Origin of the sequence: Cellulomonas sp. NPDC057328, from assembly GCF_042667215.1 — a bacterium.
Taxonomy (GTDB): Bacteria; Actinomycetota; Actinomycetes; order Actinomycetales; family Cellulomonadaceae; genus Cellulomonas.
On the sequence record NZ_JBHUZW010000002.1, the window covers coordinates 1 to 25,731 of the forward strand.

The 25,731-nt window shown below is 76.7% G+C and carries 20 protein-coding genes and 1 pseudogene; 10 read left to right on the forward strand and 11 right to left on the reverse strand.

Translation table 11 applies throughout. The features are described from left to right. The 4 genes and pseudogenes from ACFUMH_RS00655 to ACFUMH_RS00670 form a co-directional block, all read right to left on the reverse strand. Nucleotides 1-191 (reverse strand): annotated as a pseudogene (locus ACFUMH_RS00655) (hypothetical protein); the annotation flags it as partial. Nucleotides 192-265: 74 nt separating this feature from the next. Beyond that, complete coding sequence (locus ACFUMH_RS00660) at nucleotides 266-2,101, reverse strand: glycoside hydrolase family 26 protein (RefSeq protein ID WP_378198767.1); 1,836 nt, start codon at nucleotides 2,099-2,101, stop codon at nucleotides 266-268. Further along, complete coding sequence (locus ACFUMH_RS00665) at nucleotides 2,094-3,647, reverse strand: glycosyltransferase family 2 protein (RefSeq protein ID WP_378198771.1); 1,554 nt, start codon at nucleotides 3,645-3,647, stop codon at nucleotides 2,094-2,096. The genes ACFUMH_RS00660 and ACFUMH_RS00665 overlap by 8 nt, the downstream gene beginning before the upstream one ends. A 428-nt stretch (nucleotides 3,648-4,075) precedes the next feature. Next, nucleotides 4,076-4,366, reverse strand: coding sequence for a GNAT family N-acetyltransferase (locus ACFUMH_RS00670; RefSeq protein ID WP_378198774.1), 291 nt, complete (start codon nucleotides 4,364-4,366; stop codon nucleotides 4,076-4,078). 83 nt (nucleotides 4,367-4,449) lie between these two features. On the opposite strand from ACFUMH_RS00670, the gene ACFUMH_RS00675 reads away from it, so the two are divergent. After that, the gene (locus tag ACFUMH_RS00675) at nucleotides 4,450-5,769 is read left to right on the forward strand and encodes an MFS transporter (RefSeq protein ID WP_378198777.1); all 1,320 of its coding nucleotides are present in this window, start codon (nucleotides 4,450-4,452) and stop codon (nucleotides 5,767-5,769) included. A 27-nt stretch (nucleotides 5,770-5,796) separates the two neighbouring features. On the opposite strand, the gene ACFUMH_RS00680 is transcribed toward ACFUMH_RS00675, so the two are convergent. Continuing rightward, nucleotides 5,797-6,354, reverse strand: a complete 558-nt coding sequence (locus tag ACFUMH_RS00680; protein WP_378198780.1) for a DUF2231 domain-containing protein — start codon at nucleotides 6,352-6,354, stop codon at nucleotides 5,797-5,799. A 183-nt stretch (nucleotides 6,355-6,537) separates the two neighbouring features. Between ACFUMH_RS00680 and ACFUMH_RS00685 the strand changes: the two genes are divergently transcribed. Further along, nucleotides 6,538-8,343, forward strand: coding sequence for a pyruvate dehydrogenase (locus ACFUMH_RS00685; protein ID WP_378198783.1), 1,806 nt, complete (start codon nucleotides 6,538-6,540; stop codon nucleotides 8,341-8,343). A gap of 69 nt (nucleotides 8,344-8,412) precedes the next feature. On the opposite strand, the gene ACFUMH_RS00690 is transcribed toward ACFUMH_RS00685, so the two are convergent. Together ACFUMH_RS00690 and ACFUMH_RS00695 are read right to left on the reverse strand one after the other, a co-directional pair. Beyond that, a complete protein-coding gene (locus tag ACFUMH_RS00690) occupies nucleotides 8,413-9,384 on the reverse strand; it encodes a cation diffusion facilitator family transporter (RefSeq protein WP_378198786.1) in 972 nt (323 codons plus the stop codon). After that, a complete protein-coding gene (locus tag ACFUMH_RS00695) occupies nucleotides 9,381-9,779 on the reverse strand; it encodes an ArsR/SmtB family transcription factor (RefSeq protein WP_378198789.1) in 399 nt (132 codons plus the stop codon). The genes ACFUMH_RS00690 and ACFUMH_RS00695 overlap by 4 nt, the downstream gene beginning before the upstream one ends. Before the next feature lie 130 nt (nucleotides 9,780-9,909). Here ACFUMH_RS00695 and ACFUMH_RS00700 point away from each other — a divergent pair, with 130 nt between their 5' ends. Both ACFUMH_RS00700 and ACFUMH_RS00705 read left to right on the forward strand, forming a co-directional pair. Continuing rightward, complete coding sequence (locus ACFUMH_RS00700) at nucleotides 9,910-11,508, forward strand: PQQ-binding-like beta-propeller repeat protein (protein WP_378198792.1); 1,599 nt, start codon at nucleotides 9,910-9,912, stop codon at nucleotides 11,506-11,508. A 119-nt stretch (nucleotides 11,509-11,627) separates the two neighbouring features. Next, nucleotides 11,628-13,226: a PQQ-binding-like beta-propeller repeat protein gene (locus tag ACFUMH_RS00705; protein ID WP_378198795.1), complete on the forward strand. Its 1,599-nt coding sequence runs from the start codon at nucleotides 11,628-11,630 to the stop codon at nucleotides 13,224-13,226. 24 nt (nucleotides 13,227-13,250) lie between these two features. Here ACFUMH_RS00705 and ACFUMH_RS00710 read toward each other — a convergent pair whose 3' ends face one another. The 3 genes from ACFUMH_RS00710 to ACFUMH_RS00720 form a co-directional block, all read right to left on the reverse strand. Continuing rightward, nucleotides 13,251-14,879, reverse strand: a complete 1,629-nt coding sequence (locus ACFUMH_RS00710; RefSeq protein WP_378198798.1) for a PQQ-binding-like beta-propeller repeat protein — start codon at nucleotides 14,877-14,879, stop codon at nucleotides 13,251-13,253. Between the two features lie 65 nt (nucleotides 14,880-14,944). Continuing rightward, nucleotides 14,945-16,228 (reverse strand): MFS transporter, encoded by a 1,284-nt coding sequence (locus ACFUMH_RS00715; RefSeq protein ID WP_378198800.1) that lies wholly within the window; start codon nucleotides 16,226-16,228, stop codon nucleotides 14,945-14,947. Nucleotides 16,229-16,297: 69 nt separating this feature from the next. Next, entirely contained in the window at nucleotides 16,298-17,359 is a 1,062-nt protein-coding gene (locus ACFUMH_RS00720; protein WP_378198803.1) for a magnesium and cobalt transport protein CorA, read from the reverse strand. Between the two features lie 99 nt (nucleotides 17,360-17,458). Here ACFUMH_RS00720 and ACFUMH_RS00725 point away from each other — a divergent pair, with 99 nt between their 5' ends. From ACFUMH_RS00725 to ACFUMH_RS00745, 5 genes are all read left to right on the forward strand, one after another. Continuing rightward, complete coding sequence (locus ACFUMH_RS00725; RefSeq protein WP_378198805.1) at nucleotides 17,459-17,998, forward strand: gluconokinase; 540 nt, start codon at nucleotides 17,459-17,461, stop codon at nucleotides 17,996-17,998. A gap of 59 nt (nucleotides 17,999-18,057) precedes the next feature. Next, a complete protein-coding gene (locus tag ACFUMH_RS00730; RefSeq protein WP_378198808.1) occupies nucleotides 18,058-18,693 on the forward strand; it encodes a hypothetical protein in 636 nt (211 codons plus the stop codon). Between the two features lie 117 nt (nucleotides 18,694-18,810). Continuing rightward, complete coding sequence (locus ACFUMH_RS00735) at nucleotides 18,811-20,283, forward strand: PepSY-associated TM helix domain-containing protein (RefSeq protein WP_378198811.1); 1,473 nt, start codon at nucleotides 18,811-18,813, stop codon at nucleotides 20,281-20,283. Nucleotides 20,284-20,785: 502 nt separating this feature from the next. After that, on the forward strand, nucleotides 20,786-22,192 hold the full coding sequence (locus ACFUMH_RS00740; protein ID WP_378198814.1) for an APC family permease: 1,407 nt from the start codon (nucleotides 20,786-20,788) through the stop codon (nucleotides 22,190-22,192). Nucleotides 22,193-22,245: 53 nt separating this feature from the next. Then, nucleotides 22,246-23,961, forward strand: coding sequence for a cation:proton antiporter (locus ACFUMH_RS00745; RefSeq protein WP_378198817.1), 1,716 nt, complete (start codon nucleotides 22,246-22,248; stop codon nucleotides 23,959-23,961). A gap of 9 nt (nucleotides 23,962-23,970) precedes the next feature. Here the strand turns inward: ACFUMH_RS00745 and ACFUMH_RS00750 are convergent, their stop codons facing one another. After that, nucleotides 23,971-25,197 carry a saccharopine dehydrogenase family protein gene (locus tag ACFUMH_RS00750; RefSeq protein WP_378198821.1) on the reverse strand — a complete coding sequence of 409 codons (1,227 nt, stop codon included), beginning with the start codon at nucleotides 25,195-25,197 and terminating at the stop codon, nucleotides 23,971-23,973. A 171-nt stretch (nucleotides 25,198-25,368) separates the two neighbouring features. Between ACFUMH_RS00750 and ACFUMH_RS00755 the strand changes: the two genes are divergently transcribed. Then, complete coding sequence (locus tag ACFUMH_RS00755) at nucleotides 25,369-25,725, forward strand: YciI family protein (protein ID WP_378198824.1); 357 nt, start codon at nucleotides 25,369-25,371, stop codon at nucleotides 25,723-25,725. The last annotated feature ends 6 nt before the right edge of the window (nucleotides 25,726-25,731 follow it).

Here is a 25,731-nt window from a genome sequence, read left to right on the forward strand (position 1 = left end):
AGGGCGTCCACCTTCGACTGGTCGGTGTCCACACCGGTCACGTCGAAACCCAGCTCGGCCATCGCGACCGCGTGGGTCGCACCGAGGTACCCGGTCCCGAGGACCGTGATGCGCAGCGGGGCGGCGGGGGCGGTGCCGGCGGCCTCGACCGTCGGGCTGGGGGTCGTGCGGGGGGCCTTCGTCGCGGCCATGTGCGTGCTCCGTGTGTCTGTGTCGAGGGGGGCGGGCGCGGTGGGCGCGCCGGCGCCGGGGGTGCGAGGGGCGGTCATCGGGTGCGCGTCACGGTCGGGCGCGGCGTGGGGGCCGGACCGTCCGTGCGGGTCGGGGTGGCCGGGCCCGACGTCGCCGCCGGGGCGGGCGTCGTCGGGGCCGGTGCCGTCGGGGCCGGTGCCGGCGTGGGCGTCGGCGGGCCCTGCACCGGGGCGGCGGGCGCCTCGGTCGCGGGGGCCTGCGCCGGTGCCGGCTCGGCCGCCGGTGCGGGAGCCGCGGCCGGGGCCGGGGCCGGGGCCGCCAGGGTGGCGGCCGTGGCGGCCGCGGAGAACGCGGCCGTCCCCGGCACGAAGCCCGCCGCGGGGTCGTGGATCCCGTCGACGAACGCCTGGAGCGAGTCGGCGCGGGACGTGATCCGCCAGTCGTTGGTGACGCGCTCGCCGCCGCTGATCGTCGTCACCGAGTGGTGGAACCAGGCGAGGCCCACGACGTCGTTGTTCTCCGGCCGGGCCAGCGCGTCGAACAGGTCGGTGACCCACGCCGGCTTGTCGCCGCCGCTCTCGGACGCGCCGATCTCCGCGAGGAGGACCGGCTTCGAGGTGATCGCGCGCAGCTGACCGAGCGTCGCACCGAACGTCCAGTCGAACGTCGGCGTCTGGCCCTCGGCGTACGGCGGGCGGTAGTAGCCCGACATGCCGACCCAGTCGACGTACTCGTCGCCCGGGTACAGGCTCCGCGTGTACTCCAGCGGCTTGTTGACGGCCGGCAGGTTGTTGACGATGTTCGGCGCCCACACCCAGATGACGTGGGCGTTCGCGCCCTCCGCCTCGAAGATGTCGTGCACGTGGCGCCACATCCTGACGAAGTCGCCGGGACGGTTGCCGTTGATGGCGACGCCCTTGCTGCCCTGCTCGGCCCACGGGTACCAGGACCCGTTCATCTCGTGGTTGAGGCGGATGGCCATGGGCAGGCCCAGGTCCGCGATCTCGCGGGCGTACTGGTGCAGGTACTCGTCGTACGCGCCGTCGATGATCCGGGGCAGCGAGTACGCCGGGTCCTCGACCTCGTTGTTGGCTGCGGTCATGGGACGCGACTCCCACGTCAGCAGCGGCAGCATGCCCTTCTCCCACGACCGCGTGACCGCGTCCGGACGGAACGGGGTGTCCCAGCCCTGGAAGTAGCCGGCCATGTGCGGCTCGACGCCGACCTGCCCGGCCACGTCGTCGACCTCGGCCCAGTTGAACGGGGACTGCGCGGTGTAGAGGCCGAAGTAGCGGTCCTCCGGCTGGAGCAGGCTCGCGAGCGACGGCGCGGTCGGCTTCACCGGCTGGTTCGCGGCCTCGCGGGCGGCCTTGGCGGCGGCCGCCGCGTCGGCGGCCTGACGGGCCACGGACTCACGGATCGCCGCACCCTCGGCGGCGCCCCGCGCGGCGGCGAGCCGACGCTCGAGGGCGGCCTTCTGCTGACCGCGGGCCGCGGCGGCGGCGCGCTCCTTGGCGGCCTTGTCGCGGCCGGACTGCGCCGCGGCGGCACGCTCGGCGGCCGCCTTCTCACGGCCGGCGGCCGCAGCCGCCTCGCGCTCCTGCGCGGCCTTCTCCTTGCCGCGCTCCGCGGCGGCGGAGCGCTCGGCGCGGGCCTTCGCCTGCCCGCGCTCGATCGCGGAGAGCTCGTCCTCGCGGTCAGCGAGGACCGCCTCGAGGTCGGCGACCTGGCGCTCGAGCTCGAGCTCGGCCTGGGTCTTGGGGGTGCCCGGCGTCGCGCCCGAGGGGCTCAGCCAGACGATCCCGGTGACGGCACCGAGCGCGAGCGCGGTGACGAGGGCGCCGAGCCGGGCCGCGAAGCCCAGCCGGCCGGTCATGGTCCACCAGTGCTTGCCGGTGCGCTCAGACATAGAACACCGCCATGAGTGCGAACATCACGATCCCGATCGCGTAGGGGACGAGGGCCAGGGGGTTGTGCCGGCGGCGGGTCGGGGCGACCTCGCGCGTCCGGGTGCGCTGGCTGGTCGTGCTGCGCAGCGCGAGGCGGCCGTCACCGGACGTGCCGGGGCCGCCCACGGTGACCGGCGTGCCGCCGGCGGGGGTGCCGGTGGCCGGGCCGCGGTCGCGGTCGACCAGGTCGACCGGGGCGTCGCCGGAGGTGCTCTCCAGCTCGGCCAGCGGGTCGTCACCGACGGTGTCCTCCTGGCCCGCGGTGTACGCGCCGGCCCGGGTGCCCCAGCCGGCCACGTGGGCCATGCGGAAGAACCCGATGAGCCGGATCGGCATGAGGAACAGCGTCGAGACGATGATGAAGACGGGCAGGCGGAAGAAGTCGGACGGCTTCTCCTGCAGGTGCCGGATCTGGCGGATCGCCATCGACAGCACCGAGGACACGATCATCAGGCCGACGACCCACGCCCAGCCGTGCAGGCCGGCGCTGCCGGTGAGGATCGCCTGGTAGAGGTTCACGCCCGTGCCGGACACGGCCCGGTAGACCCAGCCCGCCAGCGTCCCGAAGAGCAGGAACGGCAGGATGATGTCGGTCAGGAAGAAGATCGCGAGGACCGGCGCGTGGCCGAGCATCCAGGGCAGCATGCGCAGCGTGTTGTACTGCGAGCCGCGCGACCAGCGCAGCTGCTGCTTGAAGAGCTTCTTCACCTGCAGCGGGGCGTCGGTGTAGACGAGGCTCGTGTACTGGTAGACCGTGCGGTAGCCGGCCTTCAGCGTGAGGTTCGTCAGGGTGCGGTCGTCGGAGACCTCGAGGAACACGCCGAGGAACTTCTCGTGCATGAACTTGTCCATGACCTGCATGAGGATGCGGCGGCGGAACGCGATCGTGCGGCCGGGCAGGCAGCCGATCTGGCCGAGCACCGACTGCGCGGGCATCGAGTAGAGGGCGCGCGTGTTCTCGAGCCAGTCCGCCCAGCGGGTGATCCAGGAGCGCTCGGGCTCGAGGATGCGCTGGCGGGTGGTGACGCCGCCGACCGACGAGTCCGCGAACGGCTTGACCAGCTCGGGCAGCGTGCCGTCGGTCCACACGGTGTCGGAGTCGACGAGGACCGTGATCTCGCCGCGCGACATCTCGGTGCCGATCTTGACGGCGTTGCGCTTGCCGGGGATCGGCGTGTGCACGTGCTGCACGACCGGGCCGAACTCGTCGCAGACCGACTCGAGGCCCGGGTTCGGGGCGCCGTTGATGACGACGATGATCTCGTCGGGCTCCTGGTCCACGATGCGCCGGAGCACGTCGCGGAACAGGTCGAGCGGCTCGTCGACGACGGGGATGACGACCGACGTCGTGACGTCGTAGGGCGCGGTCACGGGGCGGTAGCGCCGGGACAGCACCACCTTGAGGATCCAGAGGGCCCAGACGAGAGCCGAGAACACCGCGAAGAGGTAGACCTCGTGGTGGGGGCCCTCGATCATGTGCCGCATCTGCAGGATGAAGATGAACAAGTCGAAGCTCCTGGAGAACCGGGCGGATCGCGGGTTCGGCTGGGGCGTCGTCGGCGCAGCCGCTGGACGCGCGGCCCGCTGGTAGCGGCCAGGCGTCTGGACGTGTGCGGCGTGCGCCGCGGGGGGCCGAGGAGGTGGGCGGGCGACCGGCGACCGGTCCTTCCTCGCCGCGGTGCCGTGCGCCGCTGGGTGCGTCGCCGTCTCGTCGGTGGTTCGAGGATGCACGCCCGAACGAGTGATCACAAATTCGTATAAGTCATGGTTTGGTCAACGACCGTATCGGACATTTGTCCACGTCAACCGGGACAGATGTGGTCATCGCGCAGGTCAGCGGCACACCAGTACGATTGTCCAGATTGCACGAATGGCGCACGCCGGGGTGACGGACGTCTCAGCCTTTCGAGGCGCCCGCCATGACTGCTTAACGATCAGCGATCGATCACCATGTCGCCGTACTCGTCGTGCGACTCGACGAAGGCCCGCACGAACGGGCACTGCGGCACCACCCGGCTGCCCTGCGCACGCAGCGCGTCGAGCGTCTGCCGGACCAGGGCCGTGCCGATCCCGTGGCCCTCCGCGTCCGGGTCCACCTCGGTGTGGGTGAGGACGACGTCGTCCCCCCGCCGCTCGTACGCCACGACGCCGAGCAGCTCCCCGTCGGGCGTGCGGCCCTCGAAGCGCTGCGTGTCGGTCACGTCCGTCACGACGACATCGGTCATGCCGCGATCATGGCCGAGCCGGCGCGCCCCCGCACGTCGCGGCCGGTGCGCACCGTGTCGGCGCCGGGTGCGAGAGTGGACGCGTGCTGCAGACCTACCGCGACGTCCTCGCGCGCCCCGGCGCACTCGGGTTCTCGTCCACCGGTGTGGTCGCACGCCTGCCCATGTCGATGGTGGGCATCGGCATCGTGCTCATGGTCGAGGCCCTGTACGGGTCGTACGGGCTGGCCGGCCGGGTGTCCGCCGTCTTCGTCGTCGCGCAGGCCGTCTGCTCGCCGCAGATCGCGCGGCTGGTGGACCGCCACGGGCAGGCACGCGTCATGCGGCCCGCCGTCCTCGTCTCCGCGGCCGGCATCGTGCTGCTCGTCGTGGCCGCGACGTCGCGCGCCCACCCCGTGTGGCTGTACGTGTCGGCCGTGCTCGCGGGCGCGACGATCGGGTCGTTCGGCGCGCTCGTGCGGGCGCGGTGGACGCACGCGCTCGGCGACGACCCGCGGCGCGTGCACACCGCCTTCTCGCTCGAGTCGGCGCTCGACGAGCTCGTGTTCGTCGTCGGGCCCGTGCTGGCGACGCTGCTCGCCACGTCCGTCGCGCCCGCCGCCGGCCTCGTCGTCCCGGTCGTCGCGATGGTGCTCGGCGGCCTCGCCTTCCTCGCGCAGCGCCGCACCGAGCCGCCCCCCACCGGCACCCTGCCCGCCGCCGAGCGGCCGCGCGGGAGCGTGCTCCGCTCCCCCGGCATGGTGGTGCTCGTCGTCGTGTTCGTCGCCATGGGCGCGATCTTCGGCGCGACCGACGTCTCCACCGTCGCGTTCGCCGAGGAGGTGGGGCGGCCGGGGTTGGCCGGCCCGGTGCTGGCCGTGTTCGCGCTCGGGTCGCTCCTCTCGGGTCTGCTGTACGGCGCGCGGCACTGGACGTCGCCCCTGCACCGCCGGTTCGCCCTCGGGGTCATCGCGCTCGCCGTCGGCGTGTGCGCGTTCTTCCTCGCGCAGTCCCTCGCCGTGCTGGCCATCGTCATGTTCGTCGTCGGCTTCGCGATCGCGCCGTCGCTCGTCAACGGCAACGCGCTCGTGCAGGGGCTCGTGCCCGCGGGGCGCCTCACCGAGGGCCTCACGTGGGTGAGCACCGCGCTCGGCGTCGGGGTGTCGGTCGGCTCGTCCGTCGCCGGCGCGCGCATCGACGCCGGCGGCGCGCACGCCGGGTTCCTCGTCGTCGTGGTGTCCGGCGCCGCCGCTCTCGTCGCGACGCTCGTCGCGCTGCCCGTGCTGCGGCCGCGTCCGGGCGCGACCGCGCCCGCGGAGGACGTGCGCCGCGTCGAGGACCTCAGCACCAGCGCCACCGGCGGCGCCACCGTCGCCGCGTGCGAGAGCGCGTCGCAGGCCGCACCGCGGCCGGGCGAGGGCTGAGCCGACCGGCCCGACGGGCGGCGGGCCTCAGTCCGCGAGACCGCCCTCGGGGTACCCCTGGACGATCGTCATGTGCCCGCCGAGGTAGCCGCTGACGCCGACGACGGCACCCGCGGCGAGCACGACGGCCTTGCCGAGCTTCCGCCTGCCCTTCCGGCGCAGGAGGTAGGCGGTGGCGTACATGCCGAGGCCCACGCCGTTCAGCGCGGCGTGCACCAGCCCCACGCGCTGGACGCGCGTGTTCCCCGTGAACCAGTCGGCCGCCCCGGTGAGCGCCGTGGGCATCGCGGCGAGCACGCCGAGCCCCAGCAGGCGGTCGGCGGACTTCTCCGCGCCCGTGCCGCCGACCAGGTCGAGCGTGGTCGCGCTGATCCACAGGCCGAGCGGCAGGTCGGTCATGAGCGGGTGCAGCGCGTGGCCGATCGGCTCGCCGTTGAGGACGCCGCGCAGGCGGTCGTGCGACAGCAGCGGCGCGTACCAGGCGTGCGCCGCGGCGACGGCCGGGTCGAGGCGCCGGTCCTCCTCGAGCGCGAGGGTCAGCGCGAGGGCGGTGTTGTCGGTGTCGGTCGAGCGCGTGTGGGACACGGGGGCCTCCGGGCGGTCGGCTGGGCTCGGCTGTGCGCGGTGCGGTGCTGTGCGGGTGCTGCCGGTGCTGCTGCGTCGTCGTCCCGACGCCTCGTCCAGCATGGCCGCGCCCGGCCGACCTCGCAGCGCGACGCCGCCCGGTCCGACCCGCCCCGGTCGCGGCGCGCCGCGCCCCGCCCGACGATGGCAGGACCGTCCCCTCGTCCCCGGAGGTCCGCCGTGGCGCGCCGCACCGTCGCCGACCAGCTCGTCGCCCAGATCGTCGCCGCGGGTGCGCGGCACGTGTACGGGATCGTCGGGGACAGCCTCAACCCGGTGGTCGACGCCGTGCGGCGGGCCAACGCCGACGGCGTCGACATCGAGTGGGTGCACGTCCGCCACGAGGAGGCGGGCGCGTTCGCCGCCGCCGCGGAGGCCGAGGTCACGGGGCGGCTCGCCGTCTGCGCGGGATCCGCCGGGCCCGGGAACCTGCATCTCGTCAACGGCCTGTACGACGCCAACCGCACCGGCGTGCCGGTCCTGGCGATCGCGTCGCACATCCCGAGCGCGCAGGTCGGCACCGGCTTCTTCCAGGAGACGCACCCGGACCGGCTGTTCGCGGAGTGCTCGGTCTACTGCGAGCTCGTGTCGACGCCGACGCAGGCGGCGCGGGTCTTCCGCACGGCGATCCACCACGCGTACGGCGACCGCGGCGTCGCCGTCCTCACGATCCCGGGCGACCTCGCCGACCTGCCGGCGGAGGGCGACGACGTCGACGTGCTCACGCCGCCGCCGGCACCGCGCGTGGTGCCCGACACCGGCGCCGTCGCCGCGCTCGCGGAGGCGCTCGACGCCGCGGGGAAGGTGACGATCTTCGCGGGCGCGGGGTGCGCGGGCCGGCGTGAGGACGTGCTCGCGCTCGCCGAGGCGCTGCAGGCACCCGTCGGGCACTCGCTGCGCGGCAAGGAGCACGTGCAGGTCGACAACCCCTACGACGTCGGCATGTCGGGGCTGCTGGGGTACGGCGCGTGCCAGGCGGCGATGGAGGGTGCCGACCTGCTGCTCCTGCTCGGCACCGACTTCCCGTACGACCAGTTCCTGCCGGCGGACGTGCGCACCGCGCAGGTCGACGTCGACCCGACGCACCTCGGGCGCCGCACGCGCAACGACCTCGTCGTCGTCGGCGACGTCGGCGAGACGGTCCGTGCGCTGCTCCCGCTGCTGACGCGCCGCCGCGACCGGCGGTTCCTCGACGCGATGCTCGAGAAGCACGAGCGGGCGATGACGGGCGTGGTCGGCGCGTACACGCACGACGTCGAGGAGCACCGGCCGATCCACCCGGAGTACGCGGTCGTCGTGCTCGACGAGGAGGCCGCCGACGACGCCGTCTTCACGGTCGACACGGGCATGTGCAACGTGTGGGCGGCGCGCTACCTCACGCCGAACGGGCGGCGGCGCGTCATCGGGTCGTTCTGGCACGGGTCGATGGCCAACGCGGTGCCGCACGCGATCGGCGCCGCGCTCGCCGGGCGGGGCACCGCGGGCGGCCCGCGGCAGGTGGTGGCGATGGCCGGGGACGGCGGCCTGTCGATGCTGCTGGGCGAGCTCATCACGATCAAGCACTACGACCTGCCGGTGAAGGTCGTGCTGTTCGACAACGCGTCCCTCGGCATGGTGCGGCTCGAGATGCTCGTCGACGGGCTGCCGTCGTACGCGACCGACTCGCCGGCGGTCGACTACGCGGGCGTCGCCGCGGCGATCGGCATCCCCTCCGTGCGCGTCGAGGACCCCCGCGAGATCCGCGGTGCGCTGCGGCAGGCGTTCGCGGACGACGGCCCGGCGCTCGTCCAGCTGGTCACCGACCCGCGTGCGCTGTCGCTGCCGCCGAAGATCACGCGGCAGCAGGTCGCCGGCTTCACCGCCGCCATGAGCAAGGAGGTGCTCGGCGGCGGTCTGGGCGAGGTCATGGCGATGGCGCGGTCCAACCTCCGCAACGTGCCGCGCCCGTAGGGCGGGCGTCCCGCACGGGCGTCGGGCGTGGTCGGCGTCGGGCGTGGTCGGCGTCAGGCGTGGTCGGCGTCAGGCGTGGTGGGCCGGCTCGTGGGCCGAGTGCCCGACCGGTTCGAGCTGGAACGTGGAGTGCGTCGTGTCGAAGTGCCGGCCGAGGCAGGACCCGAGGGCGTCGAGGACCTCGCCGCAGCGGTTCTGCGCGAGGCAGGCGTCGTCGACCACGACGTGCGCGGACAGCACCGGGACGCCGCTCGTGATGGTCCACGCGTGCAGGTCGTGCACGTCGACGACCCCCGGGACGCGGCGGATGTGCGTGCGCACCTCGTCGAGGTCGACGCCGCGCGGCGTCGACTCGAGCAGGACGTCGACGACCTCGCGCAGCAGCGACCACGCGCGCGGGACGACGAGCACCCCGATCGCCAGGGACGCGAGGGCGTCGGCGCGCTGGTAGCCGGTGACGGCGATGACGACGCCCGCGACGAGCACCGCGACGGACCCGGCCAGGTCGGCGAGCACCTCGAGGTACGCGCCGCGCAGGTTGAGGCTCGCGCGCTGCCCGCGCCGCAGCAGGAGCAGGCCGACGAGGTTCGCGACCGCGCCGACCGCCGCGGCGGCGAGCATGACGCCCGGCGCGACCTGCGGCGGGTCGTCCCAGCGGCGCACCGCCTCCACGACGACCGTCACGCCGACGCCCGCGAGCAGCAGGCCGTTGACGAGCGCCGCGAGCACCTCCGCCCGCTGCATGCCGTAGGTGCGGGTCGTCGTCGCGGGACGGGCGGCGAGCGACGCCGCGACCAGCGCGATCGCCAGCCCGCTCGCGTCGGTGAGCATGTGGCCGGCGTCCGCGAGCAGCGCCAGCGACCCGGACACCAGCCCGCCGACGACCTGCACGCCCACGACGGCGAGCGTGAGGACGAGGACCGCGACGAGCCGGCCGCGGTGCCGGCCGGTGGCGGTCGCCGCACCGTGCGGGTGCGTGTGCGCGTGCCCGTGCGCCTGCCGGCGCCCGTCGCCGCGCCGGCGGGCCGGGCCGGTCGTCACGGCGCGTCCCCGCGGCCGGCCGGGCGCGACGTACCCCCGCCGGCGGCGGGGCACAGCGTCACGGCGTCGCCGGTGCGCCCGAGCAGGTGCTCGGCCGCGGCGAGGAGGCCGACGACCGCGTCCGGCTCGGTGAGCGCGAACCACGACGCGCGGCCCTCGGCGCGGCAGGTGACGAGTCCGCAGCCGCGCAGGCACGCGAGGTGCTTCGACACGGTCGACTGCGCGAGGCCGAGGTGGCCGGTCAGGTCGACGACCCGGTGCTCGCCGAGCAGCAGGTGCCGCAGGATCGCGAGCCGCGACGGGTCGCCCAGCGCCCGGAACAGGCCGGCTGCGGCGCCGATGCCCGCGACCTCGTCGAGCGCGCGGGCATCGCCGGCCGTCGTCGTCATCGCCATGTGGCGATGCTGCCCGTCGGGATCGCGGCACCGCAACACCCGTCCACCGGGCGGGCGCACGCCGGCCCGGCGCGAGGCGGTGGCCGACAGGCGTGGGCACCGGCGCGGAGGTGGGCGCTAGCGTGCCGACATGGCACGCAGGCGGGTGACCCGCGACGTCGAGCTCACCGAGGAGGGTGAGGGCAGCGCCCCGGACGGGCGCGCCGCCGCGCCGGTGGGCGGCGGCGGCGCGACGACCGGCCCCGACGACGCACCCGCGTCGAGCTCCCCGGGGGCGCGGCGGCCGTCGCGGCGCACCGTGCTCGTCGCGGGCGGGCTCGTCGCCGCCGTCGCCGCCGGTCTGGTCGTGTCGCAGCAGGTCGCGGACCGCCGGGACGCCGAGCGGCTCGCGCGGCTCGCGACCGTGCCGGGCGTGGTCGCCCCGGTCGAGGCGCCGCTCGAGGTGCTGTGGTCCTCGTCCTCGGACGGGCTCGGCCTGCCGGCCGTCGTCGACGGCTGGTACGACCCGGCCGCGCTGGTCGGGGTGCGCGTCACGGACGACGCGGCGGCGACGCTCGTGGCGGTGGCGGGCGGCACCGGCGAGGAGACGTGGACGGTGCCGCTGGTGCCGGCGGCCGGGCCGCTCGGCGGGTCGTCGACGCCGTCCGGCGTCGCGTGCGCGGCGCTGCCGGCCGTCGGCACGGACCGGGTCGTGTGCGTGGCGTCCGACGCCTACACCGTCTGGGAGGGCACGAGCAGCTACGCCACCGCGCCGACGACGTCCCGGCTGCTGGTCGTCGACGGGGGGACGGGCGAGGTCGTGGCCGAGCACGCCGCCGACCCGGCCGACGGTCCGCCCGCGCACGACCTCACCGTGGCGGAGGGGCGCGCCGTGCTGCTGGCGGCCGAGGCCGGCGGGGACGGCGTCCTGCGGGCGGTCGACCCGGTCACGGGCACGGAGGCGTGGCGCACGCCGCTGCCGCCGGACGACCCGGCCGGCCTCAGCGGGCAGGTCGCCGGGCCGGGCGGCACGCTCGCGCGGCTGCGCGACGGCACGCTCGTGGTGCTCCGCGGCTCGGGCGACTCCCTGCTCGTCGACCCCGCCGACGGCACCGTGCTGCGCGAGGTCCCGCGCGGCAGCACGCCGGCGCTGTCGCCGCAGCTGCGCACGTCCGGCGGCGTGGCGTGGGGCGTCGGCGCGGGCGGGACGGCCGACCTCGTCAGCACCGACGGTGCGTCGACGACGGTCGTGCGCGCGACCGGCGACCTCACGTTCCCGGGCGCGCACGTGCCCGTGCTGGTGGACGACGGCTCGGCGGGCGACCTCGTCCTCGCGCGCGACAGGGCGGGCGTGCGGGCGCTCGACCCGGCGACGGGCGACGCCCGGTGGCAGGTCGACGCCGGCGTCGCGCGCAGCGCGCACGTGCTCGACGGACGCGTGCACCTGGAGTCCGCGGCGGGCGTCGTCACGGTCGACGCGGCCACGGGGGACGAGATCTGGCGGCGCGGGCGCGCCGGGTCGGCCCCCGCGACCGCACCCCTCGTCGACGGGCGCCTGCTGTGGGAGGCCGAGCGGACGGCGACGCCCGACGGCGGGCCGGGCGCGGACCTCGTCGGCCTCGACCCCGCCGACGGCACCGAGCGCGCCCGCGTGCCGCTGCCGGCGGGGCTGACCGAGGTGTCGCCGTACGGCGGGCGGCTCGTCGGGCTCGCCGGGCTCGGCGCCGACGGGATCGTCGTCGTGGGCTGAGTGGTCGTGGGCTGAGCGGTCGGCTGCCGAGTGGTCGTGGGCTGAGCGGTCGTGGGCTGAGCGGTCGTGCGCCGCCCGGGCCCGTGACCGCCCGGCAGGCCAGGCGGTACCGTGCTGCGATGGTGCGCGGACGCGACACGCGGCTCGTCGACCTGGACGAGGACGACCCGGCGGACGACCGCGCCGAGGACGGCCGTGCGGGCGCAGGTCGCGTGCGCCGCGGCGCCGGCGATGCCGGGACGGCCGGCACCGGTACGGCCGGCACCGGTACCGACCGCAGCGTGGACGCCCGGACCGCCGGCACCTCGGACGCCGACGCCCCCGACGACGCACCGGGCCGCACCTCGTCCCGCCGGCGCTGGGCCGCGACCGCGCTCGGCGTCGTCGTCCTCGCCGGCGGGCTGTGGACCGCCCAGGCCGTCGTCGACGCCCGCGAGCGCGCCCGCCTCGAGCACGTGCGCGAGATCCCCGGCGCCGTCGTGCCGCCGCCCGCGGAGCTGCGCGTGCTGTGGTCGGCCGCCGTCCCGCCGCCCGGCGCCGACGGCCGGCACGACCCGCGGACGTTCGCGGGCCTGCGCACGCACCCGGACGGCGCGACGGACGTCGCCGCGGTCGACGCCGCGACCGGTGCGGAGCACTGGGTCCTGCCGCTGGTGCCGCCGCCGGCGGAGCGCGGCGCGGAGGTGTTCCGTGTCGGCAGCCGCTGCGCCGCCGCCGACGGCGACCGGCTCGTGTGCCTCGGCAGCGACGTCACCCTGCCGCGCCCCGACGGCGGCGTGGGCGCGGACGTGGGCGTCGCGACCGTGTCCCGCGTGGTCGTGGTGGACGCGGGCAGCGGCGACGTGGAGGCCGACCTGTCCGCGCGCTCGGCGGGCGGGGTGCACGCCCACGCCTTCGCGCTCACGGACGACCGGGTGGTGCTGGTCGGGCTCGACGCGGACGGCACGTCCCGCGCGTGGGCGCTCGACCTCGCGTCGGGCCGGCAGGTCTGGGACGTCGCGCTGCCCGCCGTCCAGGAGACCTCGACGCTGCTGGTGGGCGCGGACACCCCGTGGACGCTCCCCGACGGGACCGTCGCCGTCGCTGACCGCGACGGCGCCGTCGTGCTCCTCGACCCCGCCGACGGGCACGTCCTGCGGGGTCCGCTGCGCGGCACGTCCGCGGTGGTCGTGACACCACGGCTCGACGGACGCGCCGAGCTGGCCGTGCCGCGCGGCGAGGACGTGGACGTCCTCCGTGCCGACGGCGACGTGCGCGTGCCGGGGCGCCTGCTCGAGGTGACGGCCGACGACGGGTCGCTGCCCGACCTCCTGTTGAGCCACGGCGGCGGGCGCGTGCACGCCGTCGACGCGGGCACGGGCGAGGTGCGCTGGACGACGGAGGCCCTCCTGCCCAACGGCGTCGCGGTGCTCGACGGACGTGTGCACGTGGCGACGGCCGGCGAGCTCGCGACGCTCGACGGCGGCACGGGCGCTCGGCTCTGGGCGCGTGACCGCGCGTCGCGGGTGTGGTCGAACGGACCGGTGACCGACGGGACGCTGCTGTACGAGCCGCGGCTGGCGGGCGGCGGCGCGGACCGCCCGGGCCTCGTCGCCGTCGACCCGGCGGACGGCACCGAGCGGGCCGACGTCCTGCTGCCGCGCGACGTGTGGTCGGCCGCGCCGTGGGCCGGGCGGCTCGTCGCGCTCACGACCGACGGCGTGCGCGTGCTGGGCTGAGCGCGTGCCCGGCTGGGCGGCCCGTCAGCCGACGCCGGGGCGCCCGACCACGAGCACGTGCTCGCGCTGCGTCGACGACGACGACACGATCGCCGCGAGCCTGCCCTGCCGCGTCGCGAGCCACCCGACGAACTCGTCCGACGACGACGCACGGAAACCGGTGGTCGGCGTCGGCGTCGGCGCGGCGGCACCGGCGCGCAGCTCCACGCCGTCGCCGTCGTCCCGCACGTGCGCCGACCACGCGGCCGCGCCGTCGAACGTCCACGCGTCGAGCGCCCGGCCGGCGCCCACCAGCAGGACCGCGCCGTCGGTGAGGAGCCGCTCCTGGCCCGACCGGTGCGGCAGCGCCACCCGCCAGCGCACCTCGCCGTCGTCCCCGTCGACCACCGCGAGGTGCGTGGGCCCGAGCAGCACGAGGGTGCCGTCGACGACGAGCGCGGAGTGCGCGTCCACGTCCGTCGTCCGCCACAGCGCGCTGCCGTCGACCCGGCGCAGGGTGGTGCGCACCCCGTCGTCGTGCGGGACGGGGAGCCCGTCGCGCGCGCCGGCGCCCGACGACGTGAGCACGACCGCGCCCAGGCTGCCGTCGTCGACGCCGAGGGGCACGAGCGCCTCCTCGCCGAGCGGCACCGGCGGCCCGTCCGGCGGGTACAGGGTCGCGGACACGCCGTCGTCCGGGTCGGCGAGCACGACGGCGCCGCCCGGCAGGAGCGACGCGGACGCCGTGCCGACGTCCCGGTGCTCGGCGAGGACCGTGCCGGTCTCGAGGTCGAGCACCCACGCGTCCCGGCCGAGCGTCAGCAGGAGCCGCGCGTCGCGCGTCGTCAGCCACGCCCAGGGGCTCTCGGTCGGCGACGGCGTGAGCTCCGTGCGCCAGCGCGGCGTGCCGTCCGCGGCGAGCCGTTCCACCGCGACCCCGTCCGTCCGGGTGGCGACGACCCAGCCGTCGGCCGTCCGCTGCACGGCCGCCGTCTCCCCGAGGTCGAGGCGGGACCGCACGCTCCCGTCCTCCGGGTCGAGCTCGACCGCGGCGACGACGGTCCGCGTGTACTCGTCGCCCACCTCCGCGACGCGGAACCACTGCGCGGTGCAGCCGATCGGGGTCCCGGCCGCCGCGGCGACCAGCCGGCCGGTCATGACGTCGTCGTCCGGGCCGGAGCACCACAGCGACGCGGTGTCCTCCAGCTCCACGCCCGGCGGGGGCGGCACGGGCGTGCGCCACCGCTCCTCGCCGGTGCGGACGTCGACGCCGGTGACCACGCCCTCGGTCGCGTCGTCACCGGGACCGACGGCGGCGGAGCCGACGACGCCCACGTCGCCGGCGACCGCCGCGTACAGCTCGGCCTGCACCGCGGCGGGCAGCGGCCCGGAGGCGTCCCACGACCGGCTCACCGACGTCGCGACCGGCAGCGCCGGGTCGACCTCCTGCAGCACCCCGGGCACGGCCCGCAGGGCCTCGGCGCGCGCGGCCAGCTGCCGGCGTGCGCGCACGTCGAGCACCACGGCGGTGCCGACGACGAGCACGAGCACCGCCGCGACCGCGGCCGCCACCGCGGGGTGCCGGCGCAGCCACGAGCGCGCGGGCGGCTCGCCGGCGGGGACGACGGGCCGCTCCGGCTCGTCCTCGACCAGCTCGACGTCGCGCAGGGCCATGGCGGGACGCTACCGGCGGACGGAGGTGCGCCGGGCCGGTTCGGCCGGGCGTGGGCGGGGCGTCGTCAGGGCGTCGGGTGCCGCGCGTCGTAGTCCCAGAACGTGCGCTGCGCGCGCACCAGCACCCACACGAGGACGACGCACGCGATGCCGCCGACCACCGCCGCCCAGCCCTCGCCGACGCGCGTCGACCCGGCGCCGAGCGCGAGCTCGCCGAGCCGCGGCCCGCCCGCGACCACGACGACGAACACGCCCTGCAGGCGCCCGCGCATGTCGTCGGGGGTGGCGGTCTGCAGGATCGTCTGGCGGAACACCGACGAGACGGTGTCGGACGCGCCCGCGAGCGCGAGCGTGGCCAGCGCGAGGACGAGCGCGACCGGCAGCACGTGGTCGGGCGTCGTGCGGCCCGCCGCGACGAGCACCGCGCCGAACCCGACGATCGACAGGCCCCACGCGGTGATGGCGGCGACGATGATGCGGCCCTGCCACCGCACGCGCGCGAGCCCGCCGGAGAACAGCCCGGCGACGATGCCGCCCACCGCGATGGCGGCCGTGAGCGCACCGGTGGTGGCCTCGCCGCCGCCCAGGTACAGCACGCCCACGGCCGGGAAGAGCGCGCGCGGCATGGCGGTGACCATGGCGACGATGTCGACGAGGAAGGTCATGCGCACGTTCGGCTGCGTGCCGAGGTAGCGCAGCCCGTCGACGACCGAGCCGAGCCCGAGGCGTGCGCGGCGGGTCGCGGACGGCTCCGGCGGGACGGGCGGCAGGCGCAGCAGCGCCGCGAGGGCGAACGTGAACAGGACGGCGTCGACCGCGTACGCCCACGCGTACCCGACGGACGCGACGAGCACGGACCCGGCGAGCGGGCCGATGGTGAGCGCCGTGTTCCACCCGATGGTCTGCAGCGCGTTCGCGGCGGGCATGAGCCGCGGCTCGAGCAGCCGCGGGATGATTGCCGACCGCGCCGGCGAGTTCACGGCACCGGCGGCCGACTGCACCGCGACCAGCGCGTACAGCAGCCCCACGTGCTCGTTGCCGAGCACCGCCTGCCCCACGAGCACCAGCACGGCGAGCCAGCTGACGACCGACGCGACGAGCGCGACCGTCCGCCGGTCGTAGTGGTCGACGAGCGCGCCGCCGTACAGCCCGAAGACGACGAGCGGCACGAGCGCGCACAGCCCGAGCACGCCGACGGCGAGCGTCGAGGCGGTGAGCGCGTACACCTGCAGGCCCACCGCGACGACGGTGAGCTGCGCGCCGAGGTTCGCCACCGACAGCCCGAGCCACAGGCGCCGGAACGCCGGGCTGACCCGGACGGGGGTCAGGTCGACGAGCAGGTGACGCACCGGGTGAGCCTACGTCCGGCCCCGGTGCCCGCCCGGCCGGCGGCGGCGTGACGCTCGCCTCGTGCGCCCCTACAGCCAGCCGTTGCGCCGGAACAGCCGGTGCAGCCCGACGCACGCCGTCACGATCACCGCGAGCACGCCGAAGTACCCGTACCGCCAGTGCAGCTCGGGGATGTAGTCGAAGTTCATGCCGTAGACGCCGGCGATCGCGGTCGGCACGAGGGCGATGGCCGCCCACGCGGAGATCTTGCGCATGTCGCCGTTCTGCCGCAGCGCCACCTCGCTCTGCCCGACCGTGACGCGCGCCGTGTTGGCCTGCAGCACGTCGCCGAGCTGGCGCTCGACGGCCTCGACCGCGTCGGCCGCGCGCAGCAGGTGGTCCTGCACGTCGCGGAAGTACGGCTGCGCCGCGGCGGGCACGTGCGGGACGTCGCCCTCGACGAGCCGCTGCAGCGGGCGGCCGAGCGGCAGCACCGCGCGGCGGACCTCGGCGGCCTCCTGCTTGAGCTTGTAGATGCGCTCGGCGTGGTTGCCCTGCCCGGGCCCGAACACGCGCGCCTCGATGTCGTCGACGTCCACGTCGATGTCGCCGAGCGCGAGCTCGTAGCCGTCGACCACGAGGTCCGCCGCCCGGTAGAGGACGCCGGCCGGGCCGAACGTCGCGGCGGGTCCCTCGCCGCGGTCGAGCTCCTCGCGCACGCGCCGCAGCACGTCGCCCTGCCCGTGCCGCACGGTGACGACGAAGTCCCGGCCGAGGAACATCGCGATCTCCCCGACGTCGACCACCTCGACGTGGTCGACGTACCGCACGGGCTTGAGCACCACGAAGACGACGTCGTCGTAGACCTCGAGCTTGGGGCGCTGGTGCGCCTTCACGGCGTCCTCGACGGCGAGCACCGGTAGGCCGAACTCACCCGCCACCTCGGCCACGTCCTCGACCGTCGGCCCCTCGAGCCCGAGCCAGACGAACCCACCGCTCTCGCGGGCGGCCTCACCGGCCCGGCCCAGCGGCAGCCGCCCCGGGGCGCGCCGCCCGTCGACGTAGAGCCCGCAGTCGACGACGACGCCGTCGGCCGGCCGCGCCCCGTCCGCCGCGCCCGCGTCCCGCGCCCCCGCCGTCCCGCCGTCCACGTGCGTCTCCCCTCGTCGCGGGCGACCGTACCCGTGTCCGCCGCACCGCACGCGCGGGACGCCCGACGACCCACCGGCGCGGGATGGCAGGGTGGGTGCGTGGACAGCGGACCCGTCGAGCACCTCGTCGTCATGGGCGTCTCCGGCACCGGCAAGTCGAGCGTCGGCCGCGGTCTCGCGGCGCGCCTCGACCGGCCGTTCGTCGAGGGCGACGAGCTCCACCCCGAGGCCAACGTCGCGAAGATGAGCAGCGGCGTCGCGCTCACCGACGACGACCGGTGGCCGTGGCTGGCGGCGGTCCGGGACGCGATGACGGAGCAGGCGCGCGCGGGCCGCTCCACCGTGACGGCGTGCTCGGCGCTGCGGCGCGTCTACCGGGCGACGCTCACCGGCGCGGAGGGCCGCGTGCGGTTCGTGCTGCTCGACGTCCCGGCGGAGGTGCTGCGCGAGCGCGTCGCGCAGCGGCAGGGCCACTGGATGCCGCCGAGCCTGCTCGAGTCGCAGCTCGCGCTGCTCGAGACGCTCCAGGCGGACGAGGACGGCGTGGTGGTGGACGTGCGCGGCGACGTGGACGCCACGGTTGACGACGCCCTGCGGCTGCTCGCGGCGCAGGCGGCACCGGCCGGCGGTCGCGCCTAAACGTTCCGGCCTCGCCGGGGCCCTGCCGCGGCGGCGCAGCCGCTCACTACCGTGCGCGGATGGACCCGACGACGGGGACGGGCGCGCACCGGGCGGTGCCCGCGGTGCGGCCCGGGCGGGCGGTGCTCGTGGCCGCGGCGAGCCTCGCCGCGGCCGCCGGTGCGCACCACGCCGCCGGCGGTGCCGTGCCCCGGCCGGGCGTGCTGGCCGCGCTCGGGGCGCTCGCCGCCGTCGTGGCGCTGCCCGTGTCGGGGCGCCGGACGTCCCGCCTGGCCGTGCTCGTGCCCGCCGGGGCCCTGGCCCAGGTGCTGCTGCACCAGGCGCTCACGGTGCTGACGTCCGCACCGCTCGGCACCACGCCCACCGCCGGCGCGCCGGCGCACCACCCGGCGACGACGGCCCTCCCGCCGGGCGCGGTCGCCTCGGCCCTGCACCACGACCCCCGCATGCTGCTCGCGCACGCGGCCGCCGCGCTGGCCACCGCGGTGGTGCTCGTCGCCACCGACCGCGCCGGTGCCGCCGCGCGGGCGTGGCTGTCGTGGGCGCTCCCCCTGCTGGCGGGCCCGCCCGCCGCGCGCGTCCCGGCGCGCCCCGCGCGGCCCGTGCCCCCGCCGGTCCTCCTGCCGGTCGTGACCGTCCTCGGCGGCGTCGCGCCCCGGCGCGGCCCACCCGCCGGCGTCCGCGCCGGCCGCTGACCGCACCCTCGACCGTCGCTCCCCGGAGCACCCGGTGGGGGCGGCGGGCCGGCGCGCGCCCGCCCGCCCGTGCCACGCCCCGCGTGCGCACGTCACCGCCGACCCCGAGGACCCGCCATGACGTCGACCCCACCCGTCCTGCAGGAGCTGCCGGACGAGCACCCGCCCGCGCCGCCGCCCCCGGCACCCGACCGGCCGTCGGGCTGGGCCGCGCTGCAGCCGCTGCTGCTGCGCCTGCACTTCTACGCCGGCGTCCTCGTCGGCCCGTTCCTGCTCGTGGCCGCGACGACGGGCCTGCTGTACGCGTTCACGCCCCAGCTCGAGGCCGTCGTGCACCGGCACGAGCTGACCGTCGACGCGGTCGGCACCACGCCGCTGCCGCTCGCCGAGCAGGTCGCCGCGGCACGCGCCGAGCACCCGGACGGCACCGTCACGCAGGTGCAGCCCGCCGCGGCGCCCGACGGCACGACGCGCGTCGTCCTCGCGTCCGAGGACGTGCCGGCCGGCCGGGACCTCACCGTGTTCGTGGACCCGTACACCGCCGAGGTGCGCGGCGCCCTGCCCACGTTCGCGGGCTTCCTGCCCGTGCGGGCCACGATCGACGACCTGCACCGGAACCTGCTGCTCGGCGAGCCGGGCCGCGTGTACTCCGAGCTCGCGGCGTCGTGGCTGTGGGTGGTCGTGCTGGGCGGGGTCGCGATGTGGGTGGCGCGGTCGGCGCGCCGCGGCCGGTGGCGCCGGCTCGTCGTCCCCGAGCGGGGGCGCGCGGGCCGCCGCCGCACGCTGTCGTGGCACGGCGTCGTCGGGCTCGTCGCCGCGCTCGGCCTGCTGGCGCTGTCGGTCACGGGTCTGACGTGGTCGGCGCGCGCCGGCGCGAACGTCGGCGAGCTGCGCGCCGCGTGGGGGTGGAGCACCGCGTACGTCGACACGACGCTGCCCGGCGCGGCGGCCGGCGAGCACGACGCGCACGCGGCGCACGGCGGCGGGGCGGGCGGCACGGACGACGCCGCGGCGGACGACGTGGACGCGGTGCTGACCGCGGGCGTCGGTGTCGACGGCGTCCTCGCGACGGCCCGCACCGAGGGGCTGCGCGCGCCCGTGCGCCTGACGCCCCCGGCGGAGACCGGCCAGGCGTGGACGGCGGCCGAGCCCGGCGAGGGCTGGCCCACCCGCGCCGACGTGATCGCCGTCGACGGCGCGGACGGCTCGGTCGTCGACCGCGTCGACTTCGCCGACCAGAGCGTGCCCGCCAAGCTCGCGCACTGGGGCATCCAGGCGCACATGGGCAGCCTCTTCGGGCTCGTGAACCAGCTGCTGCTGGCGGGCCTCGCCCTCGCGCTCATCACCCTCGTGGTGCTCGGCTACCGCATGTGGTGGCAGCGCCGCCCGACGCGCCAGGCATCAGGACCGGGACCGTGGCTGCGGCCGGGCGCGCTGCGGGCGGCGCCGCGGTGGCTCGCCGCGCTGCTGCTCGTCGCCGCGGCGGCCGTCGGCTGGGTGGTGCCGCTGTTCGGCGTGCCGCTGCTGGTGTTCCTCGCGGTGGACGCGCTGGTGGCGGCACGGGCGCGCCGCAGGGCCGCCGCCCGCTGATCGAGGACGACGACGGCCGGTCGATGTCGTGGTGACGTGCGTGCCGTCGGGTGGCGGCGGCCTGCCCGCACGCCCCACCCGGAGGTCACCGAGCGTAGGTGCGGCGGCGCCGCGGCGCGCGTCGAGCCGCCCGGGGCCACGTCAGCACGGGGGCGCGAGGGCGGCGTCCCGCCGCCGGTCTCGCGGACGGCGGGACGGCGGGTGGTCGTGCGGTCGGTGTGTCGGCGGGCGTGCCGGTGGGCGTGTCGGCGGGCGGAGGAGGTTCTCCCCGCGGGCGTACGCATCGTGTGCGCACGGTGTGCGTACGCCCGTGGGACGACATCCCGTCTCCCGGCCGACACGCGCGTGGCGACACGCAATGAGCGACGGCGGGCCGCGTGCGGCGGGGACCGGCGAGGCGCCCACGCTCGGCAGGCGCCGCACCGCCGCCAGGAGCAGACTCCCCCTCACCGGGGGTCCGCGGCGCCGCGGTCCGCGGCGCCGCAGGTCAGAAGGGGTCGCCATGGTCGCCACCGCACCGCCGCCCAGCGCGCTCAAGCGCACCGTGGGCCGCCGGATGCTGCTCGTGTTCATCGTCGGGGACATCCTCGGCGCGGGGATCTACGCGCTGACCGGCCGCGTCGCCGGCGAGGTCGGCGGGGCGATCTGGATCCCGTTCCTCGTCGCGTTCGCGCTCGCCACGCTCACCGCGACGGCGTACGCGGAGCTCGTCGGCCGGTTCCCGCGGGCCGCCGGCGCCGCCGTGTACGCCCAACGTGCGTACGGGCGGCCGTTCGTGACCTTCCTCGTGGCGTTCGCCGTGCTGATGTCCGGCATCACGAGCGCGAGCGCGGCGGCGCGGGCGTTCGGCGGCGACTACCTCGCCGAGCTCGTCACCGTGCCGACGCTCGTCGCCGCGTGGGTGTTCGTGCTCGCCATCGCCGCGGTCAACGTCATCGGCATCTCGGAGTCGGTGCGGGTCAACCTCGTGCTGACGGCCGTCGAGGTGACCGGCCTCGTCGTCATCCTCGTCATCGGGGCGCGTGCGTTCCTCGCCGGCGAGGGCGACCCCTCGCGGGCCATGACGCTCACCACGGACGGTCCCGCGTGGATGGCGGTGCTCGGCGGCACCGCGCTCGCCTTCTACGCGCTGCTCGGCTTCGAGGACTCGGTGAACCTCGCCGAGGAGTGCCGGCACCCGCGCCGCGACTTCCCGCGCGCCCTGTTCGGCGGCATCGCCATCACCGGCGTCATCTACCTCGCCGTCGCGTTCACGACGTCGATGCTCGTGGAGACGGACACGCTGGCGGGGTCGACCGGGCCGCTGCTGGAGGTGGTGCGCGTCGCGGGCCTGGTGTTCCCGCCGTGGCTGTTCGCGCTCATCGCGCTCGTCGCGGTCTCCAACACGGCGCTGATCAACATGATCATGGCGTCGCGCGTCGTCTACGGGATGTCCCGCGAGGGCATCGTGCCCGGCTGGCTGGGCCGCGTCGGCAGCCGCCGGCAGACGCCGTGGACGGCCATCGCCTTCACGACCGTCATCGCGCTCACGCTGGTCAGCACGGGCGACCTGTCCGGCCTCGCCGACACGACGGTGCTCCTGCTGCTGCTCGTCTTCGCGACCGTCAACGTGTCCGTGCTGGTGCTGCGCCGACGCTCGCGCCGCGACGACGACGCGACGCCGCACGGGGACGCCGAGCGCACGTTCCGCGCGCCGACGTGGGCGCCCGTGCTCGGCACCGTCGTCTCGCTCGTGCTCGCGTCGCCGCTCACGGGTCGCGAGGCGGACGTGTACGCGCGCGCCGGCATCCTGCTCGGCATCGGCGTCGTGCTCTACGTGGTCAACCGGCTGTTCGTCCCGCGGGCACCGGCTGAGGGCGCCGCGCTCGGCGTCGACCAGGGCGAGCCGGCCGGCACGCACGAGTCCTGACGCGCACGCGCCCGTAGGGTCGGACGGGACCCCCGTCCGGACCCGGAGGAGCCATGGACCTGCTCGTCGTGCTGGTCGTGGGCGTGCTCGTCGTGGTGGCGGTGACGTCGTTCGCGCCGCGCGTCGGCGTGGCCGCACCGCTGCTGCTCGTGCTCGTCGGCATCGGCGTCAGCGTCCTGCCGTTCGTGCCGCCCGTCGAGGTCGAGCCGGAGCTCCTGCTCGGCGTCATCCTGCCGCCGCTGCTCTACTCCTCGGCGGCGAACATGCCGGCGATGGACTTCCGCCGGGACCTGCGGACGATCTCCGCGTTCTCGGTGCTGCTGGTCGTGGCGTCGGCGCTGCTCGTCGGGGTCGTCCTGCACGCGCTGCTGCCCGACATCGGCCTCGCGACGGCCGTGGCGGTCGGGGCCGTCGTCAGCCCCACCGACGCCGTCGCGACGTCGATCGTGCGCAAGGCCGGCGTGTCGCCGCGCATCGTCACCGTGCTCGAGGGCGAGTCGCTGCTCAACGACGCGTCGGCGCTCGTGCTGCTGCGCTCCGCGATCGTCGCGACCGCGGCGACGGTGTCGGTCGTCGAGGTCGCGGGCGACTTCGTCCTCGCGGTGGTGATCGCCGTGGCCGTCGGGTGGGTCGTCGGCCGGGCGCAGCTCGCCGTGCGGGCGCGGCTCGCGCTCCCGCAGGCCAACGTGGCCATCTCGCTCGTCGCGCCGTTCGTCGCCTACCTCCCGGCCGAGCACCTGGAGGCGTCGGGCCTGGTCGCCGCCGTCACCGCCGGGCTCGTCACCGGCAACGGGGGCGCCCGGTACCTGCGCGCCGAGGACCGCGCCGCCCAGCGCGCGGTGTGGCGCACGCTCGAGCTGCTGCTCGAGAGCGCGGTGTTCCTGCTCATGGGGCTCGAGGTGTCGGGGCTGGTGCTCGACGTGCGCGAGGCGCACGGCAGCGAGCTGCTCGCCCTCGGGCTCGGCGCCCTCACGGCGACCGTCGTCGTCGCGGTGCGCACGGTGTTCGTCACCGCGTCCGTGTGGGGCCTCGCGCGACGGTCCCGGCGGATCCCCGAGCTGCGCGACGTGCTCGCGCGCGCGGAGCACCGGCTCGCGCGCGGCCCGGACCGGCCCGGCGTCGCCGCGCCCGAGGCCGAGCGGCGCCGCGTCCTGCTGCGGCGGCGGGTGCGGCGCAAGCGCGCCGACATCGACTTCTTCGCGGCCGAGGCCTTCGGTCCGCGCGAGGGCGTGGTGCTCGTGTGGGCGGGCATGCGCGGCGCCGTGACGCTCGCCGCCGCGCAGTCGCTGCCGTCCGACACCCCGCAGCGCTCGCTGCTCGTGCTCGTGGCCTTCGTGGTCGCGGCGGGCACGCTGCTCGTCCAGGGCGCGACCCTGCCGTGGGTGGTCCGCCGGCTGGGGCTGACGGACCGCCCCGGCGACGACGGCGCCGAGCGGGCGGCGCTGAGCGTGGAGCTGCGGCGGGCCGCGGCGCGGCGGCTGGAGGACGACGCCCTCCACCGCCCGGACGGCACCCCGTTCCCCGCCGACGTGGTCGAGCGCGCCCGCACCGAGCTCGCCGCCCTCGACGCGAGCGAGTCCGACGACGAGGACGCCCCCACCCGCGCCGACCTCCAGCGCCTGCTGCTCGTGCTGCTCGACGCCCAGCGCGACGAGCTGCTGCGCCTGCGCGATCTCGGCACGTACTCGTCGAAGGCGCTCGACGAGGCGCTCGTCCGGGTCGACGCGGCGCAGATCGGCGTGCAGATGCGGGCGGCGGAGGACGACTGACGCCGACCGTCAGCGAGGCGACGCCTCGTACGTGTGCCCCGCCGCGCGCAGGCGCTCGACGAGGGCGTCGCCGATGCCGGTCGCGGGCGTGAGGGAGCCGGCGCGGTCGGGCAGGCGGTCGCCGTCGAGGGCGAGCGCCAGCGCCGACTCCCCCAGCATGACGGCCGTCGCCGCGTAGCCGGGGTCGCCGTCGCCCTGCGCGAGCGCGCGGTACTGCCGGCCCGTCGTCGTGACCGCATGGACCTCCATGCGGAACCGGCCGGTGCGGCGCGTCTCCTCGTCGGGGCCCTCCCCGGACGCGGGCAGGACACGGTCGAGCAGGGCGCGCGTCGGCGGGAGGGCCACGACGCCGACGAGAGCCGGCAGGGCGGCGGTGAGCGCGAGCGCCGCGGCGGCACCTCGCGCACCCCGGCCGGTGCCGGCCACCTCGCCGTACCGCATCGAGCGCCCGTACGACCAGCCGGTGAGCGCGTTGCTGCGGCGCACGACGCGCGTGTTGAACGACGCCATCGGTGACGCGGCCACCCACGCGCCGTCGTGCGTGCGGCCGGGCAGCGGGGAGTCGGGCGGCTGCGGCAACGCCGGCTCGGCGCCGCGGTCGGGGCTCAGCGCGTACGGGTCGGCCAGCAGCCGGCGCACGCGCGCGTCCTTCGCCGCCTGCTCGACGACGCCGCGCATCGACGCGACCGTGCCGCCGCTCACGCCGCCGCGCGCGGTCGCGACCGTCCGCACGTCGCGCAGCGCACCGGCGCCGTCCGCCTCGACCCGCCGGTGCAGCACGTGCACGGCGAGGTCGGACGGCACCGCGTCGTACCCGCACGCATGGACGACGCGGGCACCCGACGCCCGCGCGACCTCGTCGTACCGGTCGATCGCCCGCCGCACGAACGGCACCTCGCCCGTCAGGTCCGCGTAGTGCGTGCCGTTGCGGGCGCACGCGCCGACCACCGGCAGCCCGTGCCGCAGGTACGGCCCGACGGTGCTGACGACGACGCGGGTGGCGGCCGCCATCGCGGCGAGCGACGCCGGGTCGGACGTGTCGGCGACCAGGACCGGCCAGTCGTGCGCCGCCGCCGGGAGCTCGGCCCGGACGTCCTCGACCTTGCCGCGCGTGCGGCCCGCGAGCGCCACGCGCAGGCCGGGCGGGGCGTGCTCGGCGACGTACGCCGCCGTCAGCCGCCCGACGAACCCGGTGACGCCGAACAGGACGAGGTCGTGCTCGCGCGGGGCCGTCATCCGGCGATGCTCGCCCCGGCCGGAGGGGTCCGCAACCGGCGGGGGCGTCCCGGGGCGCGGACCCGGGCACGTTGACGTGCGGGCGGTCCGTGCGCGAGCGTCGATCGGCGGCCGGCCCGTTCGTCGAGCAGGTGAGCGGGCCCGCCGGGTCCCGGACGACGGACGGACGACATGGCCAGGTACCTCATCCTCATCCACGGCGACGAGCAGCAGTGGGACGCGCGCACGCCCGAGCACCAGGAGGCGAACGACGCGGGGCACCGCGCCTTCGCCGCAGCGGCGGGCGACCGCGTGCTCGGCGGCGAGGAGCTCGCCGCGGCCGCGACCACCACGACCCTGCGCGGGGCACCGGACGGCGGCGTGCTCGTGACCGACGGCCCGTTCCTCGAGACCAAGGAGGTGCTCGGCGGGTACTACCTCGTGGAGGCACGCGACCTGGACGAGGCGCTGGCGCTCGCCCGCCACCTGCCCGAGCTGCGGGAGCCGCACGCGGCGGTCGAGGTGCGTCCCGTCGTGGACCACGGCTGAGCCGGT